Raw genomic sequence first — 25,191 nt, forward strand, 5'->3', positions numbered from 1 at the left:
TTATGAGACAGTTTATAGCTTTTATAAAGAAAGAGTTTTATCATATTTTCCGTGACCGGCGAACCATGTTGATTTTGTTGGGGATGCCTGTCGTGCAAATTATTCTATTCGGTTTTGCTATCAGCACGGAAGTGAAGAATGTTCGGTTGGCGGTGCTCGACCCTTCTAATGATGTGGTAACGCGAAAAATAATTGATCGTTTGGATGCCAGTGAGTATTTCACCGTTACTGCACGTTTTCATTCGCCCCAGGAAATGGAAGCTGCTTTCCTAAAGAATGAAGTTGATATGGCGATTGTCTTTAGCGAACGGTTTGCGGATGATCTCTATACGGGTGATGCTCGTGTACAGCTGATAGTAGATGCAACAGATCCCAATATGTCGACTTCGCAAGTTAATTATGCGACAGGAATCGTTTCTATGGTAGGCCAGGAGATGATTCCCCCGAATATGTCGGCTGCCCGCCTGACTCCTGATATCAAATTGCTCTACAACCCGCAGATGAAGAGTGCTTATAACTTTGTTCCGGGAGTGATGGGCTTGATCCTGATGCTGATTTGCGCCATGATGACCTCGATTTCCATTGTTCGTGAGAAAGAAACAGGCACGATGGAAGTATTATTGGTTTCACCTGTGAAGCCGCTATTTATTATTTTGGCAAAGGCTGTACCTTATTTTGTGCTGTCGTTCGTCAATCTGATAACGATTCTTTTGCTTTCGGTCTTTGTGTTAGATGTTCCGGTGGTAGGAAGTTTGTTCTGGTTAATCACGGTATCTTTGCTGTTTATCTTCGTATCCTTGGCATTGGGCTTATTGATTTCATCAGTCACACGTACACAGGTTGCGGCCATGCTGGTTTCCGGATTGATGCTGATGATGCCCACGATGCTTTTATCGGGCATGATTTTCCCTATAGAGAGTATGCCGGTGATACTTCAATGGATCTCGGATATACTTCCGGCACGTTGGTATATACAGGCTGTGCGTAAACTGATGATTGAAGGAGTACCAGTTGCATTGGTGTATAAAGAGATTGGTATCTTGTTATTGATGGCGACGGTACTTATTACGATCAGTATCAAGAAATTTAAGTATAGATTGGAATAATATGTCGATATGCCAATTGGCTGCATGAATACTATACAGTGTGCTAATGGGCAGATTGATAAATGGAAGAATTATTTATGATAAAGTTCCTGATAGAAAAAGAGTTTAAACAATTGCTTCGCAATTCGTTTCTTCCGAAATTGATTCTTGTATTTCCATGCATGATTATGCTGTTGATGCCTTGGGCGGTAAACCTGGAAATCAAGAATATACAGCTGAATATTGTGGATAATGACCATTCGGCTATTTCACAACGTTTAGTCAATAAGATTGCCGCCTCTACCTATTTCCGTCTGGTGGAAGTGCCGGCTTCGTATGAAGAAGGCCTACGGAATATTGAAATTGGAACGGCGGATATTGTGATGGAAATTCCGCGGCATCTGGAACGGGATTGGATGAATGGCGAAGATACCCACATACTGATAGCAGCCAATGCTGTGAATGGGACAAAAGGAGGGCTGGGGAGTTCTTACCTATCTTCTATTATTAATGATTATGCAGCCGGGCTACGTTCGGAATATCCTGCAACAGCTACAGTCTCCGGTGCTTTCCCTTCGATAGGCATTGATACACAGGGATTGTTTAATCCGAATCTGAACTATAAACTCTATATGATTCCGGCATTGATGGTCATGTTATTGACTCTGATTTGTGGTTTCTTACCTGCATTGAATATAGTTAGCGAGAAGGAAGTAGGAACGATTGAGCAAATCAATGTGACGCCGGTTCCGAAGTTTATCTTTATTTTGGCAAAGCTCCTGCCTTACTGGTTGATTGGTTTTGTGGTGCTGACTGTATGTTTCATATTAGCTTGGTTAATTTATGGCATAGTGCCGGTCGGTCATTTTCTATTGATTTACTTTTTCGCAGTTCTTTTCGTTCTGGTAATGTCCGGTTTCGGACTTGTTATTTCCAACTACTCGGCAACGATGCAACAGTCTATGTTTGTTATGTGGTTCTGTTTGTTGGTGGTGATTTTGATGAGTGGTTTGTTTACTCCCATTAGCAGTATGCCGGAATGGGCTCAAATAATTACCAGGCTCAATCCTTTGAGGTATTTTATGGAAGTGATGCGAATGGTGTATTTAAAGGGGAGTGGTTTCTTTGATTTACTGCCGCAGTTTGGAGTATTGTTGTTTTTTGCAGTAGTGTTTAATAGTTGGGCAGTGATTAGTTATCGGAAGAATAACTAAGGATAATAATATAAAAACAGCTCGTTTCCCTTTCAGGGAAAGAGCTGTTTTATTATTTCTTATCACCGTTTCCGGTGAACAGCAAGTGGTTACCGTATTACTTTATTTCGATTTGCCGATTGGGCTTCTTCACTTCTTCTTCAGAGAGTTTCGGAAGTTCGATGTTTAAAACACCATGTTCTACGGATGCGGCAATTTTTTCTTTGTCCACATTGTCCGGTAGAATCATTGTTTGCTGGAACTTAGAGTATGAGAATTCGCGACGCAGATAGCGACCGTCTTTCTTTTCCTCCTTGTTTTCAGTCTTCTTCTCCATACTGATAACGAGGTTGTTGTCTTCATCAATGCGAACATTGAAATCATCCTTCGTCATACCAGGAGCAGCCAATTCCACTTTGTACTCTTTTTCTGTTTCCAAAACATTAATTGCAGGTGCAGTAGCATTTGCTTTTACCATCCAATCGTTATCAAAGAAATCATTAAAGATACTTGGTAACCAACTTTGAGTTCTTCTAACAGGCATCATAATTTTAGTCTCCTATCTTTAAGTTAAACATTCAATTAATAAATTTAGAACTTCGGTGTTTTCACTTCCGATGGTATCGGTTATCCCGCCTTCCATCGTCCGCTCTCGAACCGTTGTTCGCTTCTATAAATGCAAACCTTATGCCAAGAGGTTTTAGAGACTAAAATTGTCTATTTGTCATTTTTATAATGTCAATTTTGCAATATGAATGACAAAATGTATCCTGTTTTTATTTATTTTATATAAGATAGATGTTAATTTGATAACCTGTTTACTTCTTCTCGATCAGTTTGAACCTTATTCTTAGTGTTTGCCTTTCTTCGTCATAATCATAACTAATGATTTTGAAGGTACCCACTTCAGAAGTATTGGATACATGCAATCCGATGCAGGCGCAGGCATCATAATCTCCAATGCGGACAATGCGAAGAGTTTCGCTTGCATCGGCAGGTAGCTTACTTAAATCTACAATATCTTTGGCCTGTTCATGAGTCATAAACTCAACAGTCACAGGTAGGTTCTGACTGATTGCCTCGTTCACTTTATCTTCAATAGACTGGATTTGTTCCGCTGTCGGACATGACGAAAGTATATAGTCACATTTGCTCTTTTTCCTTTCGATGTGGGCATTGCGAGAACGTGGGCAACCAAAGGTTTTCACCATGGTGGCATTGAGTAAATGCTCTGCTGTATGCATAGGAGGGTATTCCTGCTTGTTGTGATCGTTGAGTTGAATTTGTTGTTCCATAAATTATTTCAATAACTTTTGTTGATTTTTAGGATAGTAACATCTGTTTTCTGAACTGTAATCTTTGCCATATTCTGATTTTTCAGTAAAGGTAGAGCTATATTGGGGAATAAAGAAATGTATATCACTTTTTATTCAGGATATGTTAAACTCACTTCCATGCATCGGAGGTATCTCGCTTATTCAATTGTTATTTTCTCCCCCAAGAAATGAGGTTGTTTATCTATACCTAAATCTATAAACATTTTGACTCTTGCGAGTAATTCCCGGATGTTAGTTTTCAGTCCGGTATAAGCATTTTTAGGAAATCAAGCATATAGATATAAAAAAAGGAGCAACGCCTTGCTCCAACCTTTGTTAACCTTAAATCTAATACTATGAAAAACACAATGCAAAGATACGGACTGTTGTGAAATTAGCAAATAATCCAAGAAAAAACGCATGTTATATAACATAGATTAAGAAAAAGCGCCTTCGTTTTAACGGTTATTCGATATTTTGGACGACAGATAAATGCGTATGCTTCCATTTTTCTTTCTTCATCAACTTTTTTAATAATTACTATGAACTGATTTAACAGCCGAATTTATTCGAAAAAAACAAAGCTACAAATAAATTTTAGCACATGCGATTTGCGTTATAAAGATTCAAAAAATATAAATAATACGCTTAGTGTTTCAAAGGGGGGGGGCTTTTTTAGATAGGTGTAACTAGCTGACATATAGTTAGTTATCCGCCTTTGGAGAGTGCTTCACTATGCGTTCGGCAAAAAGGCGCTTTTTTATTCCCCAAATGGAGGCTCTAAAAACGTGCGACAGAGCCTCTGTTTGATACATTCAGAGGCTTCGTTTCAGGCAGATGAAGCCTCTAATTTTTGCCTCTCCAAAGAAAGGCTATTAATGTGCGAACGTATACGACTATTTAGAACCGAAACCAAACGAAAAGAACCAATAAATTTAGAAGCTCCCCGCGTATGGCGTATTTTTGCTGGAAACCTGAAAATAATAACAAATATGCAGAAAAAATCTCTCCCGTCTGACATTTATCAGCACATTATGGCATGGAAATGCACAAAAAATGGCCACACAAAGTATAGTGCATCGCTTTTCTTTTTATCTTTGCATGAAATATAATATTACTAATACTTAATATAAACATGGATAAAAGAAGATGGGGCCAATGGATATTATTGGCTGTTGTTTGCTTGAGTTTCTCGATAGGAGAAAGCTATGCACAGAAAAATGATTTTGCTAATCTACGTCGTTATTCAAAAGAAAATGCAGCACTTCCACAAGCGACAAAGAAAGACAAACGGGTTATTTTTATGGGAAATTCCATTACGGAAGGATGGGTAAGGACTCATCCGGATTTTTTCAAATCAAATGGTTACATTGGCCGTGGAATCAGTGGGCAGACTTCCTATCAATTCTTGTTACGTTTTCGGGAAGATGTGATTAATCTTTCTCCTGCTTTAGTGGTGATTAATGCCGGAACAAATGATGTCGCTGAAAATACACAAGCTTATAATGAAGATTATACATTCGGAAACATCGTTTCTATGGCGGAACTGGCAAAAGCAAATAAAATAAAAGTAATTTTGACTTCCGTATTGCCTGCTGCTGCATTTAAGTGGAGAATGGGAATAAAAGATGTTCCGCAGAAAATTAAATCTTTAAATGACCGGATAGAGGCTTATGCAAAAGCAAATAAAATTCCATTTGTTAATTATTACAAGGCAATGGTGGTTGACGAAAATCAGGCCTTGAATCCTCAATATACTAAAGATGGAGTTCATCCGACGAGCGAGGGGTATGATATTATGGAACCGTTGATTAAAAATGCCATAGAGAAGGCGCTTTGATTTATTATCGCTTGAAGTAGGAATAATCCAACTATAAGAAATGGGAGGATTGCATGAATAGATTCAGTCGTAATGAACGATCAGTCTATATCTGCAATCCTCCTTATTTATGCTTTAGAGAGTGTCCATTATGTCTTTCCAGCTATTCACTCGCATATAGTCCGTGATAAACATATTATGCGGTTGAGTGAAAATATATCTTTCTCCATCAAAGACATTCAAATTTTTAGGATGGTCGTCAATCATTATATCTCCTTTGATACTGTCTTTGCGTCCGCAAAATATCATTTGTTCCCAAGTGATAAAAGGGAAATGTTCGTTCAGCCATTCCTGTTTCTCTATCAAACTTTGAGGATATTCGGTAGCTGAAGATACGATCAGGACTTTATATTTTTCATTGAGATACTTCAATCCTTCGACACTTCTCGGAATGACAGGTGCTGTTCTAAAGAACCCTTTACTCCGTACATGCCTGTCGCAAGATGGAAAAGCCTCATTCTCTGTCTTTCCATATAAACTCTCGATTGCTAATTGGATGCCGGATTCTCTATATTCCCAATCAATGAATTGGGTATATACATCTGCCAGAACTCCGTCCATGTCTACTAATACTTGTTGCTTCATATTTTTGAATTATTAAGATTTGAATTTCTATTTATTGTCAAATATAATAAACTACGTTCCATTTTCTCTTTGCTGGCTTTCATCAGACGTTGCGATTTTCTTGTTTTTGAGGTAATTTGATTTAAATAAAACCGCAAAAGTTTGAATAAACCTTCAAATTATTTCTTTTATCTTCCGAAATATATGTATATTTGCGGTAATATGCAATAGTTGGAGGAATCGTAATATGCTAAAAGAAGAAAGACATCAGTATATATTAAACCGTTTAAATGAGAATTATCGTGTTTATATTACGGCATTAAGTCAAGAATTGGGAGTGTCTGATGATACATTACGTCGTGATCTCATCGATTTGGATGAACAGGGGCTGCTGACTAAGGTTCATGGTGGCGCTATTGCCAAGTCGGGGATATCACATCTTTTTGTCGACCGGCTAAATCTGGGAATTGTAGAGAAGCAGGAAATAGCATCCAAGGTGGTTCCTTTGTTTCAGCCGGGTGACATTGTGCTGATAGATGGCGGTACTTCAAATCTTGAAGTAGCTCGTCAAATTCCGGCGAATATGGAATTGACGATTTATACGAATAGTTTTCCAATTGTAAATGTATTGATGAATCATCCTAAGCTGGAACTGATCTTTCTGGGAGGAAAGGTATTTCCTTCTTCTCAAGTAACTGTTGGTATTTCTGTTTATCAGGCTTTGCAGACTGTGCGGCCGGACTGGCTGGTGTTGGGAGTTTGCAGCGTCCATCCTCAACAAGGTTTGACAGCTCCGGATCGTGAAGAAGCAATGGTGAAGCGCTTGATGGTGGAACGTGCCAAAAAGAAGATCGTCTTGGCGGACAGCCATAAACTAAATAAAGCGGAAGATTACATTATTGCTTCTTTGGGAGATATAGACTATCTGGTTACAGAAGACTCAAAAGTGGAAGCTATAATGGAACATTGGCCAAAACACTCCTATGTTATTTTATAGAATTTGAATGTGAAGATGACGTATAGACATAAAAAAAGGAGCAACGCCTTGCTCCAACCTTTGTTAACCTTAAATCTAATACTATGAAAAACACAGTGCAAAGATACGGGATTCCGGTAACTTTGCAAATTATCAGCCCTTAATTGGTGTTTTTATAACACTAATTAATAGACTAAATGCGAAGTTACAGGTTTGTTAAGAGTTTCAACCCTTAGCAATCAGGTTATGATAGGTGAACAATGGGGAAATTTTATCCCCATTTCTCTTTCATCAAGTCCTCCAGTTTCAATAATTCGTCACGATATTGTGCGGCTTCGATAAATTCGAGTTTCTTGGCTGCTTCCTGCATCAGTTTGCGGGTACGCTCGATACTCTTTTCCATTTGCGCTTTACTCATATACTGCACTATCGGATCTGCTGCGATATTCGGAGTAGAAGGTTCTACATAAGCATGTCTTTCTTTCAACAGTTCATCGGCTTCTTTTGCATTGCCGAATACAGACAAGTTTCTGGCCTTTTTAATCTGTTGCGGAGTAATTCCGTTTGCCTCATTATATGCCAACTGCTTTTCGCGACGACGGTTCGTTTCATCAATCGTCCGTTTCATACTATCCGTCATCTTATCAGCATACATGATTACCTTACCGTTCACATTACGCGCGGCACGTCCCGCAGTTTGTGTCAACGAACGGTGGGAGCGGAGAAACCCTTCTTTGTCTGCATCGAGAATAGCGACGAGAGACACTTCCGGAAGGTCGAGACCCTCACGAAGCAGGTTCACCCCGATAAGTACGTCGTAAACTCCTTGCCGGAGATCATCCATAATCTTCACACGTTCCAGTGTGTCGACATCACTATGGATATAGGTACATCTCACATTATTATTAAGAAGATATTCTGCCAGTTCTTCTGCCATTCGTTTGGTTAGTGTAGTGACGAGTACGCGTTCTTCCTTTTCAATACGGAGCTGGATTTCTTCCATTAAATCGTCAATCTGATTGAGACTCGGACGCACTTCGATGATAGGATCAAGCAGACCGGTAGGACGAATCACCTGTTCCACGACGATTCCTTCCGACTGAATCAATTCATAATCCGCCGGTGTAGCACTAACGTAGATTACTTGTTTTGCCATCTCCTGAAACTCTTCAAATTTCAACGGGCGGTTGTCCATAGCGGCAGGCAATCGGAAACCATATTCCACAAGATTGATTTTTCGTGCACGGTCTCCTCCATACATTGCACGGATTTGGGGTACGCTTACGTGGCTTTCGTCGATAACGATCAGGAAATCATCCGGAAAGAAATCGAGCAAACAATAGGGGCGGGTACCGGCAGCACGGCCGTCGAAATAACGGGAATAATTCTCAATTCCGGAACAATGTCCCAATTCCCGAATCATTTCCATATCGTAAGTTACTCGTTCATACAATCGTTTGGCCTCGTATTCTTTGCCGATAGATTCGAAGAAAGCTACTTGCTTGGTCAAATCATCCTCTATTTCATGAATAGCGTGGAGAGTAGCCTCTTTGGTAGTCATGAACAGGTTGGCCGGATAAATCTTATAGGCGTCAAATGGTGCGATAGTAACTCCTGTGATAGGGTCTACCTCTTCGATGCCGTCAATCTCATCCCCCCAGAAGGTGACGCGGAGCAGGTTGTCGGTATAAGCCAGATAAATATCCACCGTGTCGCCCTTGACCCGGAAATTGCCACGGTTCAAGTCGATATCATTGCGAACATACAAACTGTCTACCAAACGACGTAGAAACACATTGCGGTCCATCATCCGTCCCCGTTCTATTTCGATGACATTTTTGTAGAAGTCCGAAGGATTTCCCATACCGTAGATACAAGATACGGAAGAAACCACTACCACGTCTTTTCGCCCGGAGAGTAGGGCGGAAGTGGCAGAGAGCCGGAGCTTGTCGATTTCATCATTGATGGCGAGATCCTTCTCTATATATGTATCACTGTTCGGCAGATAGGCTTCCGGCTGGTAATAATCATAGTAAGAAACGTAATATTCTACCGCATTATTGGGGAAAAATCCTTTAAACTCACTGTAGAGCTGGGCAGCCAGTGTTTTGTTATGGCTCAAAATCAAGGTGGGTTTATTGATATTGGCGATCACATTGGCAATGGTAAATGTTTTTCCCGACCCGGTCACTCCTAATAAAGTCTGTGCGGGAACTCCCTGAAGTACCCCTTCAGTAAGTTGTGCTATAGCTTCCGGCTGATCTCCGGTAGGTTTATAAGCTGATGTTAGTTCATAATTCATAGTTAAATCCTAAAAAGTGGAGCAATATTCGGTAAAATAATCGAGATAACAAATCATTTTTCCAAATAAATCCTTTACTTTGCAACATATTAATATCAAAAAACAGATTCATACAACTAGTAATACCAGAAACACATGATTTGGAATGAGAGCATTGAGTGTATGGACCGCGAAAGTCTTCGCAAGATTCAAAGCATACGACTCAAGAAAATTGTAGATTACGTTTATCACAACACGCCTTTCTATCGAAAGAAGATGCAGGAAATGGGGATTACTCCCGATGACATCAATAGTATTGATGATATTGTAAAACTGCCATTTACCACGAAACATGATTTAAGAGATAATTATCCGTTCGGACTTTGTGCCGTGCCGATGAGCCAGATTGTACGTATTCATGCTTCTTCCGGAACAACCGGAAAACCGACGGTTGTAGGATATACCCGTAAGGACTTGTCTACATGGGCGGAATGTATATCACGTGCTTTTACCGCTTATGGAGCGGGGCGTTCTGATGTTTTTCAGGTATCTTATGGATACGGACTGTTCACGGGCGGATTGGGAGCACATGCAGGAGCCGAAAATATCGGTGCTTCTGTTATTCCGATGTCCAGTGGTAACACGGAAAAACAGATAACCTTGATGCACGATTTCGGATCGACAGTGCTTTGTTGTACTCCTTCCTATGCGCTTTATCTGGCAGATGCAATCAAAGATTCCGGTTTGCCACGTGAAGAATTCCAACTGAAAGTCGGTGCTTTCGGTGCAGAACCCTGGACGGAAAATATGCGTCATGAGATAGAAGAAAAGCTGGGAATCAAAGCATATGATATTTATGGATTGAGTGAGATTGCCGGACCGGGTGTCGGGTACGAGTGCGAATGTCAGCACGGGACTCACTTGAATGAAGACCATTACTTCCCGGAAATCATCGACCCGAATACATTGCAACCGGTGGAATCCGGTCAAACGGGCGAACTGGTATTTACTCATTTAACTAAAGAGGGTATGCCGTTGCTTCGTTACCGTACGCGTGATTTGACGGCTTTGCATCATGATAAATGTTCCTGTGGGCGTACATTGGTACGTATGGATCGTATTTTGGGACGTAGTGATGATATGTTGATTATCCGCGGTGTGAATGTATTCCCGACGCAGATTGAATCAGTCATTCTTGAAATGGAAGAGTTTGAACCGCATTATTTGTTGATAGTAGGTCGTGAAAACAATACCGATACAATGGAACTCCAGGTTGAAGTACGTCCGGAATTCTATTCGGATGAGATCAACAAAATGCTGGCTTTGAAGAAGAAACTGGGAGGACGTTTGCAAAGCGTACTCGGACTGGGAGTCAACGTGAAACTGGTAGAGCCTCGCAGCATTGAACGCAGCGTAGGTAAAGCGAAACGTGTAATTGATAACAGAAAGATTTAATACTTAAAACTTTACGATAATGGTAGCAAAACAACTTTCTATTTTTTTGGAAAATAAGTCAGGCCGTTTGACGGAAGTGACTGAAGTGCTGGCGAAAGAAAATATCAATCTTTCCGCCTTGTGCATTGCCGAAAATGCTGATTTTGGTATTTTGCGTGGAATTGTATCCGATCCGGATAGAGCATACAAAGCTTTAAAAGATAATCATTTTGCAGTGAATGTGACTGATGTAGTAGGTATAAGCTGTCCCAATGTGCCGGGTGCTTTGGCAAAAGTGCTGGGATATTTATCAGAAGAGGGTGTATTTATTGAATATATGTATTCGTTTGCCAATAACCATATTGCAAATGTAGTGATTCGCCCCAGCAACCTGGATAAGTGTATCGGGGTATTGAAAGAAAAGAAAGTCGATTTACTGGCTGCAAGTGACTTGTATAAACTGTAAATATAACAGTGAGCAATAAATAATGAACGGTAAACAGTTGTGTTATCTAATTCAAGGACAACGCAATTGCTTACCGTTTTTACTATAAATATAGTGACGCTGTCCGGTGAAGATAGCGACGGTATATGCCAACGATACCGTCACTATCCCGAACACATACCGTCACTATTGTGATTCGTTTATAATCTGCTGTTTATAGTTTGTCGTTTGTAATTCGACGTCATTTTCTCTCCTTTTGTCGATGTTTAACGCCTTTTATGTATTAAAAAACACAGATTAATTGCTAAATTCCCAGCGAATAAGTAACTTTGCGCATTATTTTTAAATAGGATGAAGAAAAATATCATTATAACTTTGCTTGCAGCAGCTACTCTTACATCATGTGGGGAGTATAATAAATTGCTGAAAAGCACCGATTACGAATACAAGTACGAAGCCGCCAAAAACTATTTTGCGAAGGGACAGTATAATCGTTCAGCTACCTTGCTGAATGAGTTGATAACCATTCTGAAAGGAACCGATAAAGCGGAAGAATCTTTGTATATGTTGGGAATGAGCTACTATAATCAGAAAGATTATCAGACAGCTGCCCAGACATTTATCACCTATTTTAATACGTATCCACGTGGCACTTTCACCGAACTGGCACGTTTCCATGCAGGTAAAGCTTTATTCCTGGATACTCCGGAACCACGTTTGGATCAATCAAGTACTTATCAGGCTATCCAGCAGTTGCAGATGTTCATGGAGTATTTCCCGAACAGCACAAAGAAGCAGGAAGCACAAGATATGATTTTTGCTTTACAGGATAAACTGGTTTTGAAAGAGCTTTATTCAGCAAGGTTATATTATAATCTGGGTAATTATTTGGGCAATAACTATGAGTCTTGTGTAATCACAGCTCAAAATGCATTGAAGGATTATCCTTATACTGATTATCGTGAAGAACTTTCCATTTTGGTTCTGCGTGCAAGACACGAAATGGCTATCTATAGCGTTGAGGATAAGAAGATGGATCGTTACCGCGAGACGATTGATGAATATTACGCTTTTAAGAATGAATTTCCTGAAAGTAAATATTTGAAAGAAGCCGAGAAGATATTCAATGAATCACAAAAAGTAATTAAAGACTAAATTTAAATAGATTTATGGACTACAAAAAAACGAATGCTCCTGCTACAACAGTAACCCGTGACATGATGGAACTCTGTGCTGATACAGGTAATGTTTATGAAACAGTTGCCATTATTGGTAAGCGTGCTAATCAGATCAGTGTAGAAATCAAAAACGATCTTTCTAAGAAACTGGCAGAGTTTGCTTCTTACAATGACAATTTGGAAGAAGTGTTTGAAAATAGAGAGCAAATCGAAATTTCTCGTTATTATGAGAAATTGCCGAAACCGGACTTGATTGCTACGCAAGAATACATCGAAGGGAAAATATATTATAGAAATCCGGCTAAGGAGAAAGAAAAACTTCAGTAATTTATTTTCTGACGAAGAATTTGATAGTCAAGTAGTAAGTGGGATGATTATCCCTGCTCCTTATTGCTTGGCTATTATTGTTTAACTCAACTACTATTTAGAATACTTATGATTCAACGAATTCAAACTGTTTATTTATTGATTGTTGTAGGATTGCTGATTACAGCCATGTGTTTGCCGATGGGCTACTTTATTGACGCAATGGGAGAACATCCTTTTAAGGCATTAGGATTGGAAGTAAACGATGCTATTCAGTCTACATGGGGCTTATTCGGAATTCTGATGGTTAGCACCATCGTGGCTGTGGCTACTATCTTTTTGTATAAGAACCGTATGTTGCAGATTCGCATGACAATTTTCAATAGCTTATTATTGGTAGGTTATTACATTGCTGCCCTTGCTTTTTATTTTGCATTGAAGAATGATGAAAATATGTTCCGTATAGGCTGGGCATTGTGTTTGCCACTTATTTCCATCATTCTGAATATATTGGCTGTTCGTGCTATCGGACGCGATGAGGTGATGGTGAAGGCTGCGGATAGATTGAGATAAGACTTTTCCCTATATTTGGGTGATTCGTTAATATGATTTGAAAAGCATCGCTTTATAAGAGTTAAAGCGATGCTTTTTGTTCTCTAAAGCTATGCTTTAGCATCTCTAAAACGGGGCATTTACTGAATATCCCTGTTTTAAAGATACAAATAAGGCAACTAATTCATTGCGAGTTAGTTGCCTTATTTATTTAAAGAGTATCCCTAAAGCGATGCTTTGTAGATATTCAAGCTCCTTCTCTCGAAAGTGGAGGAGGGAGAGGATTTTATTTCTTCAAGTCAAATAAGTACGTGAGCTTTATGGTAATGGTTCCATGCGCTGCACGGGCGAAATAATCTTTCTTAGTAGTGCTGTAGAAATCAGACAGGGCAAAGTAATAACGACCTTCAACGATGAAGCTACCGGCTTTCTTTGTTCTAAGTTCTACACCACCGCCACCGGCAATACCATAGTCAAATTTATTTTGAATCTTAACTCCGTACAGGGCTTTCTGTGTATCAGATAAGCTATTCATATCAATACCTTTTATTGTTTCCGATTCACTGATTAGAAAGCTGATTTGAGGACCTGCATGGACAAAGAATTGCAATCCTCTGTCTCGTCCGAAAGCAAGATGGGCTAGAAAAGGAATATCAATATAGGTCATTTTGCGGGTATAAGTTTTGCTCGGATCCTTCGAGGTGACTTCATATCCGTTATCGTCCAATGATACCGTTTCAAACAATTGGTCCCAGCCCCTTTGTGATACATTCAATTCGACTTGTGCACCGCAAATCATGGCAAAATACTTCTCGGATATATAACGTGCCGTCAACCCTCCGGTAATTCCCATCAAGCTATTTTGCTTGATGGTGGGAGTAAAAGAAGCACTGTTTAAGTTGACACCTCCATTGACACCTACTGATAAATTGCTGCGTGCTTCTCCAATCTGGGCAGTGGCAGGAAGAGCAAATCCCGTAAGTAGGAGTGTTGCAATCAAAAATGGTTTTATCTTTATCATTTTCGTATTATTCGAAGTCAAGTTTTACTAATTCAAAATTCTTAGTGAAACGTATGAAGAACACTTTCTTGTTAATAAATCCTCCCCAGTTGTTCACGCGCTGGAATTTGAATCCTGTCTGGATTGGAGTCAGGTTCATCTTAGGCAGATTGTTTTCCAATTCCGAGCCATAGAGCGATAATCCCTTCAAGAAGAAGAAACCGGTGTCGAAGCCAAGCATTGCGTAGTTGGGGTATTTGCTTGCCAAATCTTTACTATACCATTTATGATAAGCGTTGGTGAATTGCACGGCTGCCGGAAACAATGTATTCGTATAGAATGAAGAGTAGAAATATACATCCAACTCAAAGAAATTTTCCAGATGATCTCTGGTGTAAGTCTGCCATTCCGGGTAGCCGAACAGGTGAATTTTTTCTGCAGGATTCTCTCTGACTAACAACGTCAGTTGAGGAAGTACCTTAATCAGTAAAACATTACTGCCCGATGTCGGGATAAAAATGTTTTCTTTATCACTGCGAAGTGTTGCTTTCAATGTTTCTTTAGTTGCGCTTTCGCTGACGGTTCTCATAGGAATTCCTTTGCTCTTCAACTCTTGTTTCAAGCCGCTGATAAATTCCGCTTTCTCCTTGTCAGCACTCGACGGTTCGATGAAAATAACGTTCGCATTAGGGAATTGGCGGGTGAAATGCTCATAAACCTCTGAATATAAATAAGATTGAGGCGTATTAATCTGATAAACTGCCGGATTGTTGAATACCTCTTCTCCTTTTTGAGAGAAAGGAATCACCAGGCGTATGTCGTTCTTCTCTGCGAAGTCGGACAATGGCTTTATTTGATTCTGATGCATCGGACCGAAGATGATATTCATACTTTTCATCTCGTTCTTGGCAAGAATCGTATTTAATGTAGAAACGTCTTTTCCACAATCATATACATATAGATCAAGAGAAATACCTGTACGCTTCAGACTGTCTACTGCCATCAGGAAACCTTCGTAATATTCCACCATGCGTTTGTCTTCCTGGAAAGGCAACAATAAAGCTGCTTTAATGGTAGACAGCTTTTGGGGAGTCTCTTTACTTTTGCGGAAAAGCTCGCTATTGCTGGGAGGAATAGCGTAAGGATCTTCCTTCTGTGTAGGTTGCACGGTCGTTGCTGCCGGGTAAGGGATGCAAAGGAATTGTCCCTTTTTCATGCCTTTTTTCAGTTCCGGGTTAGCTGCAATTAACTCCTGCTCGCTGATTCCATATTCACGGCTCACGCTAAAAATAGTCTCTTTGCGTTTTACCTTATGCATATCCTTGCATTTCGGAACAACAGGACCTTGAATGGTGGTCTGTTCGGTAGGCGTTTGAGTTGCAGTAGCAGTTTGCTCTTCTTTTTTCTGCGGAATCAGGATGACCTGTCCGATGCGGAAATTTTCGGCACTCAAACCGGGGTTTGCTTCACAAATATCTTTGGCGGATACATTATACATGGTTGTCAGTTTGTATAGTGTTTCTCCGGCTTGAATCGTATGGAATGTTTCTCCCTTCTGACTCTCTTTTCCCGTAGGAATTTTGATTGTCTGTCCGGCATAGATCTTTTCGTCACAGCCCGGATTCAGACGTATGATGTCTGATGTAGTGACATTATACATCTTGGAGATGGAGTATAAACTTTGTCCTTTTTCGATGGTATGCAAGAAATATGATTGGTTTTCTTGTGCATAACTGATAGCATATGAAACGCTTATAAAAAGCAAAAATAAGAATATACGGTTTATCGGTTTCATCAAATTATAACTATTGGTTCTTGAAATCAAGGAACAAAGGTACAAATAATGCCCTATATCTTCATAAGATTTGAGTTAAGAAAATAATATTGTGCTTTTTTAGGAGCATATTTCGGGCGGAAACATTAATTTTGCAACATTTATGGAAGGATATGAATATGCAGGAAACAGAATATATTAATGTGTACGGTGCGCGCGTGCACAATTTAAAGGATATTGATGCCGAAATTCCCCGTAACAGTTTGACTGTTATCACCGGATTGAGCGGTAGTGGAAAATCTTCTTTAGCCTTCGATACGATTTTTGCCGAAGGACAGCGTCGTTATATCGAAACTTTTTCAGCGTATGCCCGTAACTTCTTGGGCAATCTGGAACGTCCGGATGTCGATAAGATAACAGGTTTGAGTCCGGTTATCTCCATTGAACAGAAAACAACGAATAAAAATCCCCGTTCTACCGTAGGAACGACTACGGAGATATATGATTATCTCCGTTTGCTATATGCCCGTGCGGGAGTGGCTTATTCGTATCTGTCGGGTGAGGAGATGGTGAAATATACCGAAGAGCAGATTCTGGACTTGATTCTGAAAGATTATAAAGGAAAGAAAATATATCTGCTGGCTCCGCTAGTTCGTTCACGTAAGGGACATTACAGGGAACTTTTCGAACAAATACGTAAAAAAGGATACCTGTATGTACGGGTGGACGGTGAAGTGCGTGAAATAACGCATGGCATGAAACTCGACCGCTATAAAAATCACGATGTAGAAGTGGTTATTGATAAATTAGTGGTAGCGGAGAAAGATGACCGGCGCTTGAAACAGAGTGTGGCAACCGCTATGCGCCAGGGAGATGGGTTGATGATGATTCTGGATGCCCAGTCTGAAAGTATTCGTCATTATAGTAAACGGCTCATGTGTCCTGTCACCGGATTGTCTTATCGTGAACCGGCTCCGCATAACTTCTCATTCAATTCACCGCAAGGGGCATGTCCGAAGTGTAAGGGATTGGGAGTAGTCAATCAGATTGATGTGGACAAAGTGATTCCCGATCGTGAACTTTCTATTTATGAAGGAGCGATAGCACCTTTGGGAAAATATAAGAATGCGATGATTTTCTGGCAAATCGGTGCTTTGCTCGAGAAGTACGACGCAACACTGAAAACTCCGATAAAGGAGTTGCCGGACGATGCGATTGATGAAGTATTGTACGGTTCTGACGAACGGATTAAAATCAAGAGTTCGCTGATCGGTACTTCCTCCGATTACTTTGTTACTTACGAAGGAGTGGTGAAGTATATTCAGATGTTGCAGGAAAAGGATGCTTCTGCAACAGCACAGAAATGGGCGGAACAATTTGCCAAAACAACGGTTTGTCCCGAATGTAAAGGGGCTCGTTTGAATAAAGAAGCTTTGCATTTTCGTATCCATGATAAGAATATCAATGAGTTGGCGAATATGGACATCAACGAGTTGTACGACTGGTTGATGAAGGTGGATGAGTTCCTGTCCGATAAGCAGAAGAAAATATCGGTGGAGATTCTGAAAGAGATTCGCACACGTTTGAAGTTCTTGCTGGACGTGGGTCTGGATTATCTGGCATTGAATCGTAGCTCTGTTAGTCTTTCCGGTGGTGAGAGTCAGCGTATCCGCTTGGCTACACAGATTGGTTCGCAATTAGTGAATGTACTTTATATTCTCGACGAGCCGAGTATCGGTCTGCATCAGCGTGATAATCTGCGTCTTATCAACTCGTTGAAAGAACTCCGCGACATGGGGAACTCCGTGATTGTAGTGGAACATGATAAGGATATGATGCTGGCTGCCGATTATGTCATCGATATGGGTCCGAAAGCCGGACGTCTCGGAGGCGAAGTCGTTTTCGCCGGAACCCCGCAGGAGATGCTGAATACAGATACAATGACTTCGCAATATCTGAATGGCAAGATGAAGATAGAAATCCCTGCCAAGCGTAGAAAAGGAAATGGGAAATCTATCTGGCTGAAAGGAGCGAAGGGGAATAACCTGAAGAATGTAGATGTTGAATTTCCGTTAGGTAAACTGATTTGCGTAACTGGTGTGTCAGGAAGTGGAAAATCCACCTTGATTAATGAAACTTTGCAACCGATTCTTTCACAGAAGTTCTATCATTCTTTGCAAGATCCTTTGGAATATGATTCGATTGAAGGGTTGGAAAATATAGATAAGGTAGTAGATGTGGATCAATCACCTTTGGGACGTACGCCACGCTCCAATCCTGCGACTTATACCGGTGTGTTTTCTGATATCCGTAACCTGTTTGTAGGTCTGCCGGAAGCTAAGATTCGCGGTTATAAACCGGGACGTTTCTCCTTTAATGTTGCAGGTGGGCGTTGTGAAGCATGTACGGGAAATGGTTATAAGACGATTGAAATGAATTTCCTTCCTGATGTATATGTGCCTTGTGAGGTTTGTCACGGTAAACGTTATAACCGGGAAACACTGGAAGTACGTTTCAAGGGAAAATCAATTGCCGATGTACTTGACATGACGATCAACCGTGCTGTGGAATTCTTTGAAAATGTGCCGCAAATCTTGAATAAGATTAAAGTCTTGCAGGATGTCGGACTCGGATATATAAAACTGGGGCAATCTTCTACCACTCTTTCCGGCGGAGAAAGCCAGCGTGTGAAACTGGCAACGGAGCTATCGAAAAGAGATACGGGCAAAACTCTTTATATCCTTGACGAACCGACTACCGGACTTCATTTTGAAGATATCCGTGTATTGATGGGAGTATTGAATAAGCTTGTAGATAAAGGTAATACTGTTATCGTCATCGAGCACAATCTGGATGTGATTAAAATGGCGGATTATATTATCGATATGGGCCCTGAAGGTGGTAAGGGCGGGGGAGAACTCCTTAGTTACGGAACACCGGAAGAAGTTGCGAAGAGCCCTAAAGGATATACACCTAAGTTTCTTCGCGAAGAGCTGGGTCTCTAATTTAAATCATAGAGTGCCAACTTATCGGACAATCTTCGATGAGTTGGCACTTATCATATCATATTCTTTATTTATCAGATATAGAACTTATAAATACAACGAAAATGAAAATCAATAAAACAAATGCCGCACGGCTGTTAGATAAGGCTAAGATAGCCTATGAATTAATTCCCTACGAAGTAGATGAAAACGACTTGAGTGCTGTTCATGTGGCAGCAAGTTTAGGAGAGAACATCAAGCAGGTCTTTAAAACGCTTGTTCTGCACGGCGATAAAAGCGGATATTTTGTCTGTGTCATTCCGGGAGAACATGAAGTTGATTTGAAACTGGCAGCTAAAGCTTCGGGTAACAAGAAGTGCGAGTTGATTCCCGTAAAAGAACTTCTGCCACTTACCGGATATATCCGGGGAGGTTGTTCGCCGATCGGTATGAAAAAGCATTTTCCTACTTATATTCATGAAACCAGCCAACAATTTCCGTATATTTATGTAAGTGCCGGTGTACGGGGACTTCAGATAAAAATAGCTCCGGAAGATTTGATTCGTGAATCCAGGGCGGAAATTTGTCGTTTATTTGAGGAGTAGTTTAACAAATCATTGTGCAAAAACTCGAGAAAAAGTATATATTTGCAAAATATATGTGGTATCGACCATTAAATCATTAATTTAATAATTTATATTCTATGTTTAACAAACACCCTAAAGGACTGATAGCAGCCGCTTTAGCCAATCTAGGTGAGCGTTTTGGCTTTTATACTATGATGGCTATCCTTGTGCTTTTCTTGCAAGCCAAGTTTGGAATGAATGGAAAAGAAGCAGGATTTATTTACTCAACTTTTTATTTTTCTATTTACATTTTGGCGTTGGTCGGAGGTATTATTGCCGATAAAACGAGGAACTACAAAGGAACTATTTTCACAGGAATTGTGTTAATGGCAGTTGGTTATTTATTATTGGCTATTCCATCTAAGACTCCGGTAGATAACAAGATGCTCTATCTGGTTATTACTTGTGCTAGTTTGTTTGTTATTGCATTTGGAAACGGATTATTTAAAGGAAATTTGCAGGCATTGGTAGGACAGATGTACGATAATCCTCAATATGCCAACATGCGTGACTCCGGTTTCTCTTTATTTTATATGTTTATTAATATCGGTGCTATTTTTGCTCCGTTTGCAGCTGTAGGCGTGCGTAATTGGTGGTTATCTACTTTCGGTTATAATTATGATGCTGACCTTCCTGCTTTGTGTCATGGTCAATTAGCAGGTACTTTGTCGCCTGAAGCTACTGAAACTTATCATACCTTAGTTACCAAAGCTTCTACTGCTCCTGTACAAGACTATACGGCTTTCGCTTCAGATTATTTGAATGTCTTTACTACTGGATTCCATTACGCATTCGGGGTAGCTATTATTGCTATGGCTATTTCTTTAACCATTTATTGGTTGAATAAGAAAAACTTCCCAGATCCCAGCAAAAAGACCGTTGCTTCTTCAGCATCTTCTACAGTTGTAGAAATGAGTGCACAGGAAGTAAAACAACGTATGTATGCTCTGTTTGCTGTATTTGGTGTTGTTATTTTCTTTTGGTTTTCATTCCATCAAAATGGTCTGACTTTGACTTATTTTGCGAAAGAATATACTGACTTGAATCTGTTTGGTATGCCTATTTCAGCAGAGCTCTTCCAATCGTTAAATCCATTTTTTGTAGTGTTCCTGACTCCGGTGATTATGGCTATTTTTGCAAGTCAGCGTAGACGTGGTAAAGAGCCTTCGACTCCTAAAAAGATTGCCATCGGTATGGGAATTGCTGCATTGGCATTTATTGTAATGGCAGTTGGATCTTATTTTGCTAATTTGCCGTTGCATGAGGATATTGTAGCTGTTGGAACTTCACCAGTGAAAGTTACTCCATTTTTATTGATGCTGACCTATCTGATCTTAACAGTAGCTGAACTGTATATCTCTCCTTTGGGAATTTCATTTGTGTCTAAGGTTGCTCCTCCTAAATATCAAGGTATTATGCAAGGAGGATGGTTGGGAGCGACAGCACTGGGTAATCAGTTGCTAGTGATTGGTGCTATCCTGTATGAATCAATTCCTATTTGGATGACATGGACTGTGTTTGTTGTAGCTTGTACGATTTCAATGTTTACAATGATTTTCATGTTAAAATGGTTGGAACGTGTAGCGAAATAAAATCTTGCCATTAACTAAATAAACAAAATGCCCCGGAACAAGTATCATAAATGTTCCGGGGCATTTTGTTTGTATATCAAATATCCAGTCCCATAATATAATCATTCATATAATACCCGTTACCAATCGGGAAATCACCTTCCCGCAACTTTCTCATTCCCATGTGCTCGTAAAACTGCAAAGCCTTATTATTACGATTTACGTTGAGTTCCATCAAACAAGGTTCCGGGTGTATTTCTTTGATACACTTGATTGCTTCCTTGAATAAAAAACTGCCGCAATGCGTGCCCTGAAAACGTGGGAGGACATATATCTTCTGAAGATGGAATACATCCTTTTCCTGTTGTTGAATGGAAACGTATCCGTATGGTTCATTCTCCTTATAAGCAATGGAGTACACATGTCCTTCTTCCTCCATTTGTTTGCGCACATTGGAAGGAGCATACATCCAGTCCATCATATAATCCAGCTGTTCGGGAGATAAAATTTCCTTGTAGGTGGCGGGGAATACCTCCTTTGCCATCTTATGAATAAGCTCGCAATCGGCTACTGTTGCTTTTCGAATTGTAAACATATCTATTATCTATTCTTGGTTTAATGGGCACAAATATAGCCATTATTTCTTTTTATAATAAGGTGGAGAGTCTCTAATGTTTTAATTATTATTAATTTATAGTACTTTGTAATGCAAGGTACTAAAGTAATGCATATATTTGTGCATCTAAAAGAAGTGAATAATGAAAGTAGACAATGTAAAATCACAGATGAGGAAAGGCATGCTTGAATATTGCATCATGCTTTTGCTACACAAGGAACCCTCTTATGCTTCTGATATCATTCAAAAATTGAAAGAAGCCCAACTGATCGTAGTGGAAGGCACCTTGTATCCATTGCTTACCCGTCTGAAAAATGACGACCTGCTAAGTTATGAATGGGTAGAATCTACCCAAGGACCTCCCCGCAAATACTATAAATTGACCGAACAGGGAGAAGTCTTTTTGGGAGAGCTGGAAATTTCCTGGAAAGAACTTAATGACACAGTGAATCATATAGCCAATAGATAATCCGAAAAAGAAGAAATAAAAATGAAAAAGACATTGACCATAAATTTAGGAGGAATTGTCTATCATATAGATGATGATGCCTACCGATTGTTAGACAATTATCTGTCTAACCTCAAACATTACTTTCGTAAACAGGAGGGTGCGGAAGAGATCGTAAACGATATTGAAATGCGTATTGCCGAACTGTTTGCCGAGAAAGTAAATGAAGGGAAACAGGTCATCACAGTTTCGAATGTAGAAGAAATCATCGCCCGCGTCGGCAAACCGGAAGACTTTGGAATTGCTGATGAGGATATGGACTCACAGAAAAGAACGGAACAAACATCGTCCGCTAATCAAGGCAGTACGCAAACCGCTGCTCAACGCCGCTGGTTCCGTGATCCGGATAATAAATTGTTGGGAGGCGTAGCGGCAGGGTTGGCAGCTTACTTCGGTTGGGACATCACATTAGTGCGTATATTGATGATTATCCTGGTATTTGTACCTTATTGCCCGATGATTATACTTTATATTATCGGATGGATCGTTATTCCAGAAGCCCGTACTGCCGCGGAAAAATTGAGTATGCGTGGAGAAGCAGTGACCATTGAGAATATTGGCAAAACAGTGACAGACGGTTTCGAACGTGTAGCGGACGGAGTTAACAACTATATGAACTCCGGCAAACCTCGTACCTTTCTTCAAAAGATAGGCGATGTATTTGTTTCCATTGCTGCTGTTCTCTTTAAAATATTTCTGGTAGCTCTTGTCATTCTCTGCTGCCCTGTTTTGTTCGTACTGGCCGTTGTACTGGTAGCACTGGTGTTTGCAGCAATTGCCGTGGCAGTTAGCGGAGGAGCATTGCTTTACGAGATGCTACCTGCCATCGACTGGATGCCGGTTGCTTCCGTATCTCCAATGATGACACTGCTAGGTACGATTGCCGGAGTTGCCCTCATCGGTATTCCATTAGGAGCTTTCTTGTATACTATCTTGCGGCAATTATTCCATTGGCCACCGATGGGAACAGGCTTGAAATGGTCGCTATTGATTCTATGGATATTGGGTGCAGTTATAATGATTATTAATCTTTCAGCTCTTGGTTGGCAACTGCCTTTGTATGGCTTGCACTGCTCTTAACGAAGTCTCATTCTATTAAAAAAGGATAATATTTATTCCTTTATAAGTAAATGTACCCCGATAGTGTGTCCGGGGTACATTTTTTGTTTACTCTAATTCATCGTAAATCGAGAAATTTTTAGTAAGTTTGTAAATACGTATTCAGGAAATAAAAATGGGTGAACATATATGTTTTAGGAGAAACGAACGTTTAGCGACAGTCAACCCTTATTGGAGAGGAAATCCGATGGTGCGTGGGCGTTTTTTTAATCGGCAGCATCGCTTCCGTCCGGGGATGGGGAGTGTACTGAAATGGCGTCTTTCGCCCAATCCCCAACGCAAAGAGAAGAAAACGGTGAAATGGGATCCAAAAGTTTGTTATCTCCGTTCATTGGATGCGGTGGTGGGAGATTCCCTGATATGGCTCGGACATAATTCTTTCTTTCTCCAGTTAGCAGGTAAACGAATCATGTTCGATCCTGTGTTCGGCAGTATTCCTTTTGTGAAGAGACAGAGCGAGTTTCCCGCTAATCCTGACATATTTACAGGGATTGATTATCTACTTGTCAGCCATGACCATTTCGATCATTTGGATAAACAGAGTATAGCCCGTTTACTGAAGAATAACCCGCAAATGAAACTCTTTTGCGGCTTGGGAACCGGTGGGCTGATTCAGGGATGGTTTCCCGAAATGAAAGTGATTGAAGCCGGATGGTATCAACAAATGGAAGATGAGGGATTGAAGATTACTTTTCTACCGGCACAACACTGGAGCAAACGTTCCGTACGTGATGGTGGCCAGCGACTGTGGGGAGCTTTCATGCTGCAAGGAAATGGAATTTCTCTTTATTATAGCGGTGATACAGGTTATTCCAGTCACTTCCGTGAGATTCCCGATCTGTTCGGAGCACCGGATTATGCTTTGTTAGGCATCGGGGCATACAAACCTCGCTGGTTTATGCGTCCCAATCATATATCGCCTTACGAATCATTGACTGCCACCGAGGAAATGCATGCTGGTCTTACCATTCCCATGCATTATGGCACATTCGATTTGTCTGACGAGCCTTTGCATGATCCCCCGAAAGTCTTCGCAACAGAGGCTAAGAAACGGAAGATTCCGGTGAAGATTCCCTATTTGGGAGAGATTGTGAAATTGAATAAACAGAAATAATTAGATAAGTACCTGCCATGAATTAATCGTTATTTTTCTAGGTACGGAATTTCACGGTTTTTAGTGTTGTTATTGTTGCAAAGTAACCGTGTTAATCTGTGTAATCCGTGCCTAAATTATTATATAAACTAATTATGAATACATATTTACGAATAAAGAGATGAAGAAATTAGAAGTAAAAGATTTGAAAGAAAACTTTTTCGAAGCGATTGGAAAAGAGTGGATGCTGGTTACAGCCGGAACAAAAGAGAAGTTTAACACGATGACAGCAAGTTGGGGTGGCATCGGCTGGTTGTGGAATAAACCGGTTGCTTTCGTTTTTATCCGTCCCGAACGGTATACATACGAGTTTGTAGAGAAGAACGATTACCTGACACTTTCTTTCTTAGGAGAAGAAAATAAGAAAATTCACGCTGTTTGTGGTTCCAAGTCGGGACGTAATATAGATAAAGTAAAAGAAACCGGATTGAAACCTGTATTTACAGAAAAAGGAAATGTCCTGTTCGGGCAGGCACGTTTGAGTCTGGAATGTAAGAAACTTTATGCTGACACTATCAAACCGGAATGTTTTCTGGATAAAGAATCAATAGAAAAGTGGTACGGTGGTGCTCATGGAGGTTTCCATAAGATGTATATTGTAGAAATTGAAAATATTTATTCGGAGTAAATT

Annotated in this window: 23 protein-coding genes and 1 pseudogene; 16 read left to right on the forward strand and 8 right to left on the reverse strand. The window is 40.2% G+C overall.

Going from position 1 to position 25,191, the window contains the following annotated elements; translation table 11 throughout:
• Positions 1-2: 2 nt before the first annotated feature.
• On the forward strand, positions 3-1,106 hold the full coding sequence (locus ACT8YW_RS07015) for an ABC transporter permease (protein ID WP_004300010.1): 1,104 nt from the start codon (positions 3-5) through the stop codon (positions 1,104-1,106).
• 77 nt (positions 1,107-1,183) lie between these two features.
• On the forward strand, positions 1,184-2,299 hold the full coding sequence (locus ACT8YW_RS07020) for an ABC transporter permease (protein WP_444104485.1): 1,116 nt from the start codon (positions 1,184-1,186) through the stop codon (positions 2,297-2,299).
• Positions 2,300-2,396: 97 nt separating this feature from the next.
• Here the strand turns inward: ACT8YW_RS07020 and ACT8YW_RS07025 are convergent, their stop codons facing one another.
• From ACT8YW_RS07025 to ACT8YW_RS07035, 3 genes and pseudogenes are all read right to left on the reverse strand, one after another.
• On the reverse strand, positions 2,397-2,825 hold the full coding sequence (locus ACT8YW_RS07025) for an Hsp20/alpha crystallin family protein (protein WP_004300008.1): 429 nt from the start codon (positions 2,823-2,825) through the stop codon (positions 2,397-2,399).
• A 271-nt stretch (positions 2,826-3,096) separates the two neighbouring features.
• On the reverse strand, positions 3,097-3,573 hold the full coding sequence (locus ACT8YW_RS07030) for a hypothetical protein (RefSeq protein WP_444104470.1): 477 nt from the start codon (positions 3,571-3,573) through the stop codon (positions 3,097-3,099).
• Between the two features lie 179 nt (positions 3,574-3,752).
• Positions 3,753-3,872 (reverse strand): annotated as a pseudogene (locus tag ACT8YW_RS07035) (vancomycin high temperature exclusion protein); the annotation flags it as partial.
• 857 nt (positions 3,873-4,729) lie between these two features.
• Between ACT8YW_RS07035 and ACT8YW_RS07040 the strand changes: the two are divergent.
• Entirely contained in the window at positions 4,730-5,434 is a 705-nt protein-coding gene (locus ACT8YW_RS07040; RefSeq protein ID WP_444104471.1) for an SGNH/GDSL hydrolase family protein, read from the forward strand.
• Between the two features lie 114 nt (positions 5,435-5,548).
• On the opposite strand, the gene ACT8YW_RS07045 is transcribed toward ACT8YW_RS07040, so the two are convergent.
• Positions 5,549-6,058: a 5' nucleotidase, NT5C type gene (locus ACT8YW_RS07045; protein ID WP_444104472.1), complete on the reverse strand. Its 510-nt coding sequence runs from the start codon at positions 6,056-6,058 to the stop codon at positions 5,549-5,551.
• Positions 6,059-6,284: 226 nt separating this feature from the next.
• Between ACT8YW_RS07045 and ACT8YW_RS07050 the strand changes: the two genes are divergently transcribed.
• On the forward strand, positions 6,285-7,034 hold the full coding sequence (locus tag ACT8YW_RS07050; RefSeq protein ID WP_258975922.1) for a DeoR/GlpR family DNA-binding transcription regulator: 750 nt from the start codon (positions 6,285-6,287) through the stop codon (positions 7,032-7,034).
• Positions 7,035-7,284: 250 nt separating this feature from the next.
• On the opposite strand, the gene uvrB is transcribed toward ACT8YW_RS07050, so the two are convergent.
• A complete protein-coding gene (gene uvrB / locus ACT8YW_RS07055; RefSeq protein ID WP_444104473.1) occupies positions 7,285-9,315 on the reverse strand; it encodes an excinuclease ABC subunit UvrB in 2,031 nt (676 codons plus the stop codon).
• Between the two features lie 135 nt (positions 9,316-9,450).
• Here uvrB and ACT8YW_RS07060 point away from each other — a divergent pair, with 135 nt between their 5' ends.
• The 5 genes from ACT8YW_RS07060 to ACT8YW_RS07080 all read left to right on the forward strand — a co-directional run bounded on the left by ACT8YW_RS07060 (position 9,451) and on the right by ACT8YW_RS07080 (position 13,230).
• Positions 9,451-10,749, forward strand: coding sequence for a phenylacetate--CoA ligase family protein (locus tag ACT8YW_RS07060; protein ID WP_287645623.1), 1,299 nt, complete (start codon positions 9,451-9,453; stop codon positions 10,747-10,749).
• A 19-nt stretch (positions 10,750-10,768) separates the two neighbouring features.
• Positions 10,769-11,194: an amino acid-binding protein gene (locus tag ACT8YW_RS07065; protein WP_444104474.1), complete on the forward strand. Its 426-nt coding sequence runs from the start codon at positions 10,769-10,771 to the stop codon at positions 11,192-11,194.
• A gap of 330 nt (positions 11,195-11,524) precedes the next feature.
• On the forward strand, positions 11,525-12,328 hold the full coding sequence (locus tag ACT8YW_RS07070; RefSeq protein WP_004299990.1) for an outer membrane protein assembly factor BamD: 804 nt from the start codon (positions 11,525-11,527) through the stop codon (positions 12,326-12,328).
• Between the two features lie 14 nt (positions 12,329-12,342).
• Positions 12,343-12,678 (forward strand): DNA-directed RNA polymerase subunit omega, encoded by a 336-nt coding sequence (locus tag ACT8YW_RS07075; protein WP_004299989.1) that lies wholly within the window; start codon positions 12,343-12,345, stop codon positions 12,676-12,678.
• 108 nt (positions 12,679-12,786) lie between these two features.
• Complete coding sequence (locus ACT8YW_RS07080; RefSeq protein ID WP_444104475.1) at positions 12,787-13,230, forward strand: DUF4293 domain-containing protein; 444 nt, start codon at positions 12,787-12,789, stop codon at positions 13,228-13,230.
• Between the two features lie 265 nt (positions 13,231-13,495).
• Here ACT8YW_RS07080 and ACT8YW_RS07085 read toward each other — a convergent pair whose 3' ends face one another.
• A complete protein-coding gene (locus ACT8YW_RS07085; RefSeq protein WP_444104476.1) occupies positions 13,496-14,230 on the reverse strand; it encodes a porin family protein in 735 nt (244 codons plus the stop codon).
• Positions 14,231-14,237: 7 nt separating this feature from the next.
• Positions 14,238-16,004: a LysM peptidoglycan-binding domain-containing protein gene (locus ACT8YW_RS07090; protein WP_444104477.1), complete on the reverse strand. Its 1,767-nt coding sequence runs from the start codon at positions 16,002-16,004 to the stop codon at positions 14,238-14,240.
• Between the two features lie 158 nt (positions 16,005-16,162).
• On the opposite strand from ACT8YW_RS07090, the gene uvrA reads away from it, so the two are divergent.
• From uvrA to ACT8YW_RS07105, 3 genes are all read left to right on the forward strand, one after another.
• Complete coding sequence (uvrA, locus tag ACT8YW_RS07095; RefSeq protein ID WP_004317904.1) at positions 16,163-18,988, forward strand: excinuclease ABC subunit UvrA; 2,826 nt, start codon at positions 16,163-16,165, stop codon at positions 18,986-18,988.
• A gap of 104 nt (positions 18,989-19,092) precedes the next feature.
• Positions 19,093-19,572: a Cys-tRNA(Pro) deacylase gene (gene ybaK / locus ACT8YW_RS07100; RefSeq protein ID WP_444104478.1), complete on the forward strand. Its 480-nt coding sequence runs from the start codon at positions 19,093-19,095 to the stop codon at positions 19,570-19,572.
• A 98-nt stretch (positions 19,573-19,670) separates the two neighbouring features.
• Positions 19,671-21,185 carry a peptide MFS transporter gene (locus ACT8YW_RS07105; RefSeq protein WP_004299982.1) on the forward strand — a complete coding sequence of 505 codons (1,515 nt, stop codon included), beginning with the start codon at positions 19,671-19,673 and terminating at the stop codon, positions 21,183-21,185.
• 76 nt (positions 21,186-21,261) lie between these two features.
• Here ACT8YW_RS07105 and ACT8YW_RS07110 read toward each other — a convergent pair whose 3' ends face one another.
• On the reverse strand, positions 21,262-21,759 hold the full coding sequence (locus ACT8YW_RS07110) for a GNAT family N-acetyltransferase (protein ID WP_444104479.1): 498 nt from the start codon (positions 21,757-21,759) through the stop codon (positions 21,262-21,264).
• 163 nt (positions 21,760-21,922) lie between these two features.
• Here ACT8YW_RS07110 and ACT8YW_RS07115 point away from each other — a divergent pair, with 163 nt between their 5' ends.
• The 4 genes from ACT8YW_RS07115 (at position 21,923) to ACT8YW_RS07130 (ending at position 25,188) form a co-directional block, all read left to right on the forward strand.
• A complete protein-coding gene (locus ACT8YW_RS07115; protein WP_120490036.1) occupies positions 21,923-22,249 on the forward strand; it encodes a PadR family transcriptional regulator in 327 nt (108 codons plus the stop codon).
• Between the two features lie 21 nt (positions 22,250-22,270).
• The gene (locus ACT8YW_RS07120; RefSeq protein ID WP_444104480.1) at positions 22,271-23,368 is read left to right on the forward strand and encodes a PspC domain-containing protein; all 1,098 of its coding nucleotides are present in this window, start codon (positions 22,271-22,273) and stop codon (positions 23,366-23,368) included.
• A gap of 154 nt (positions 23,369-23,522) precedes the next feature.
• The gene (locus ACT8YW_RS07125; protein WP_444104481.1) at positions 23,523-24,521 is read left to right on the forward strand and encodes an MBL fold metallo-hydrolase; all 999 of its coding nucleotides are present in this window, start codon (positions 23,523-23,525) and stop codon (positions 24,519-24,521) included.
• A gap of 160 nt (positions 24,522-24,681) precedes the next feature.
• Positions 24,682-25,188, forward strand: a complete 507-nt coding sequence (locus ACT8YW_RS07130) for a flavin reductase family protein (protein ID WP_444104482.1) — start codon at positions 24,682-24,684, stop codon at positions 25,186-25,188.
• The last annotated feature ends 3 nt before the right edge of the window (positions 25,189-25,191 follow it).

The sequence above is a fragment of the Bacteroides sp. genome, from assembly GCF_052357945.1.
Classification (GTDB): Bacteria; Bacteroidota; Bacteroidia; order Bacteroidales; family Bacteroidaceae; genus Bacteroides.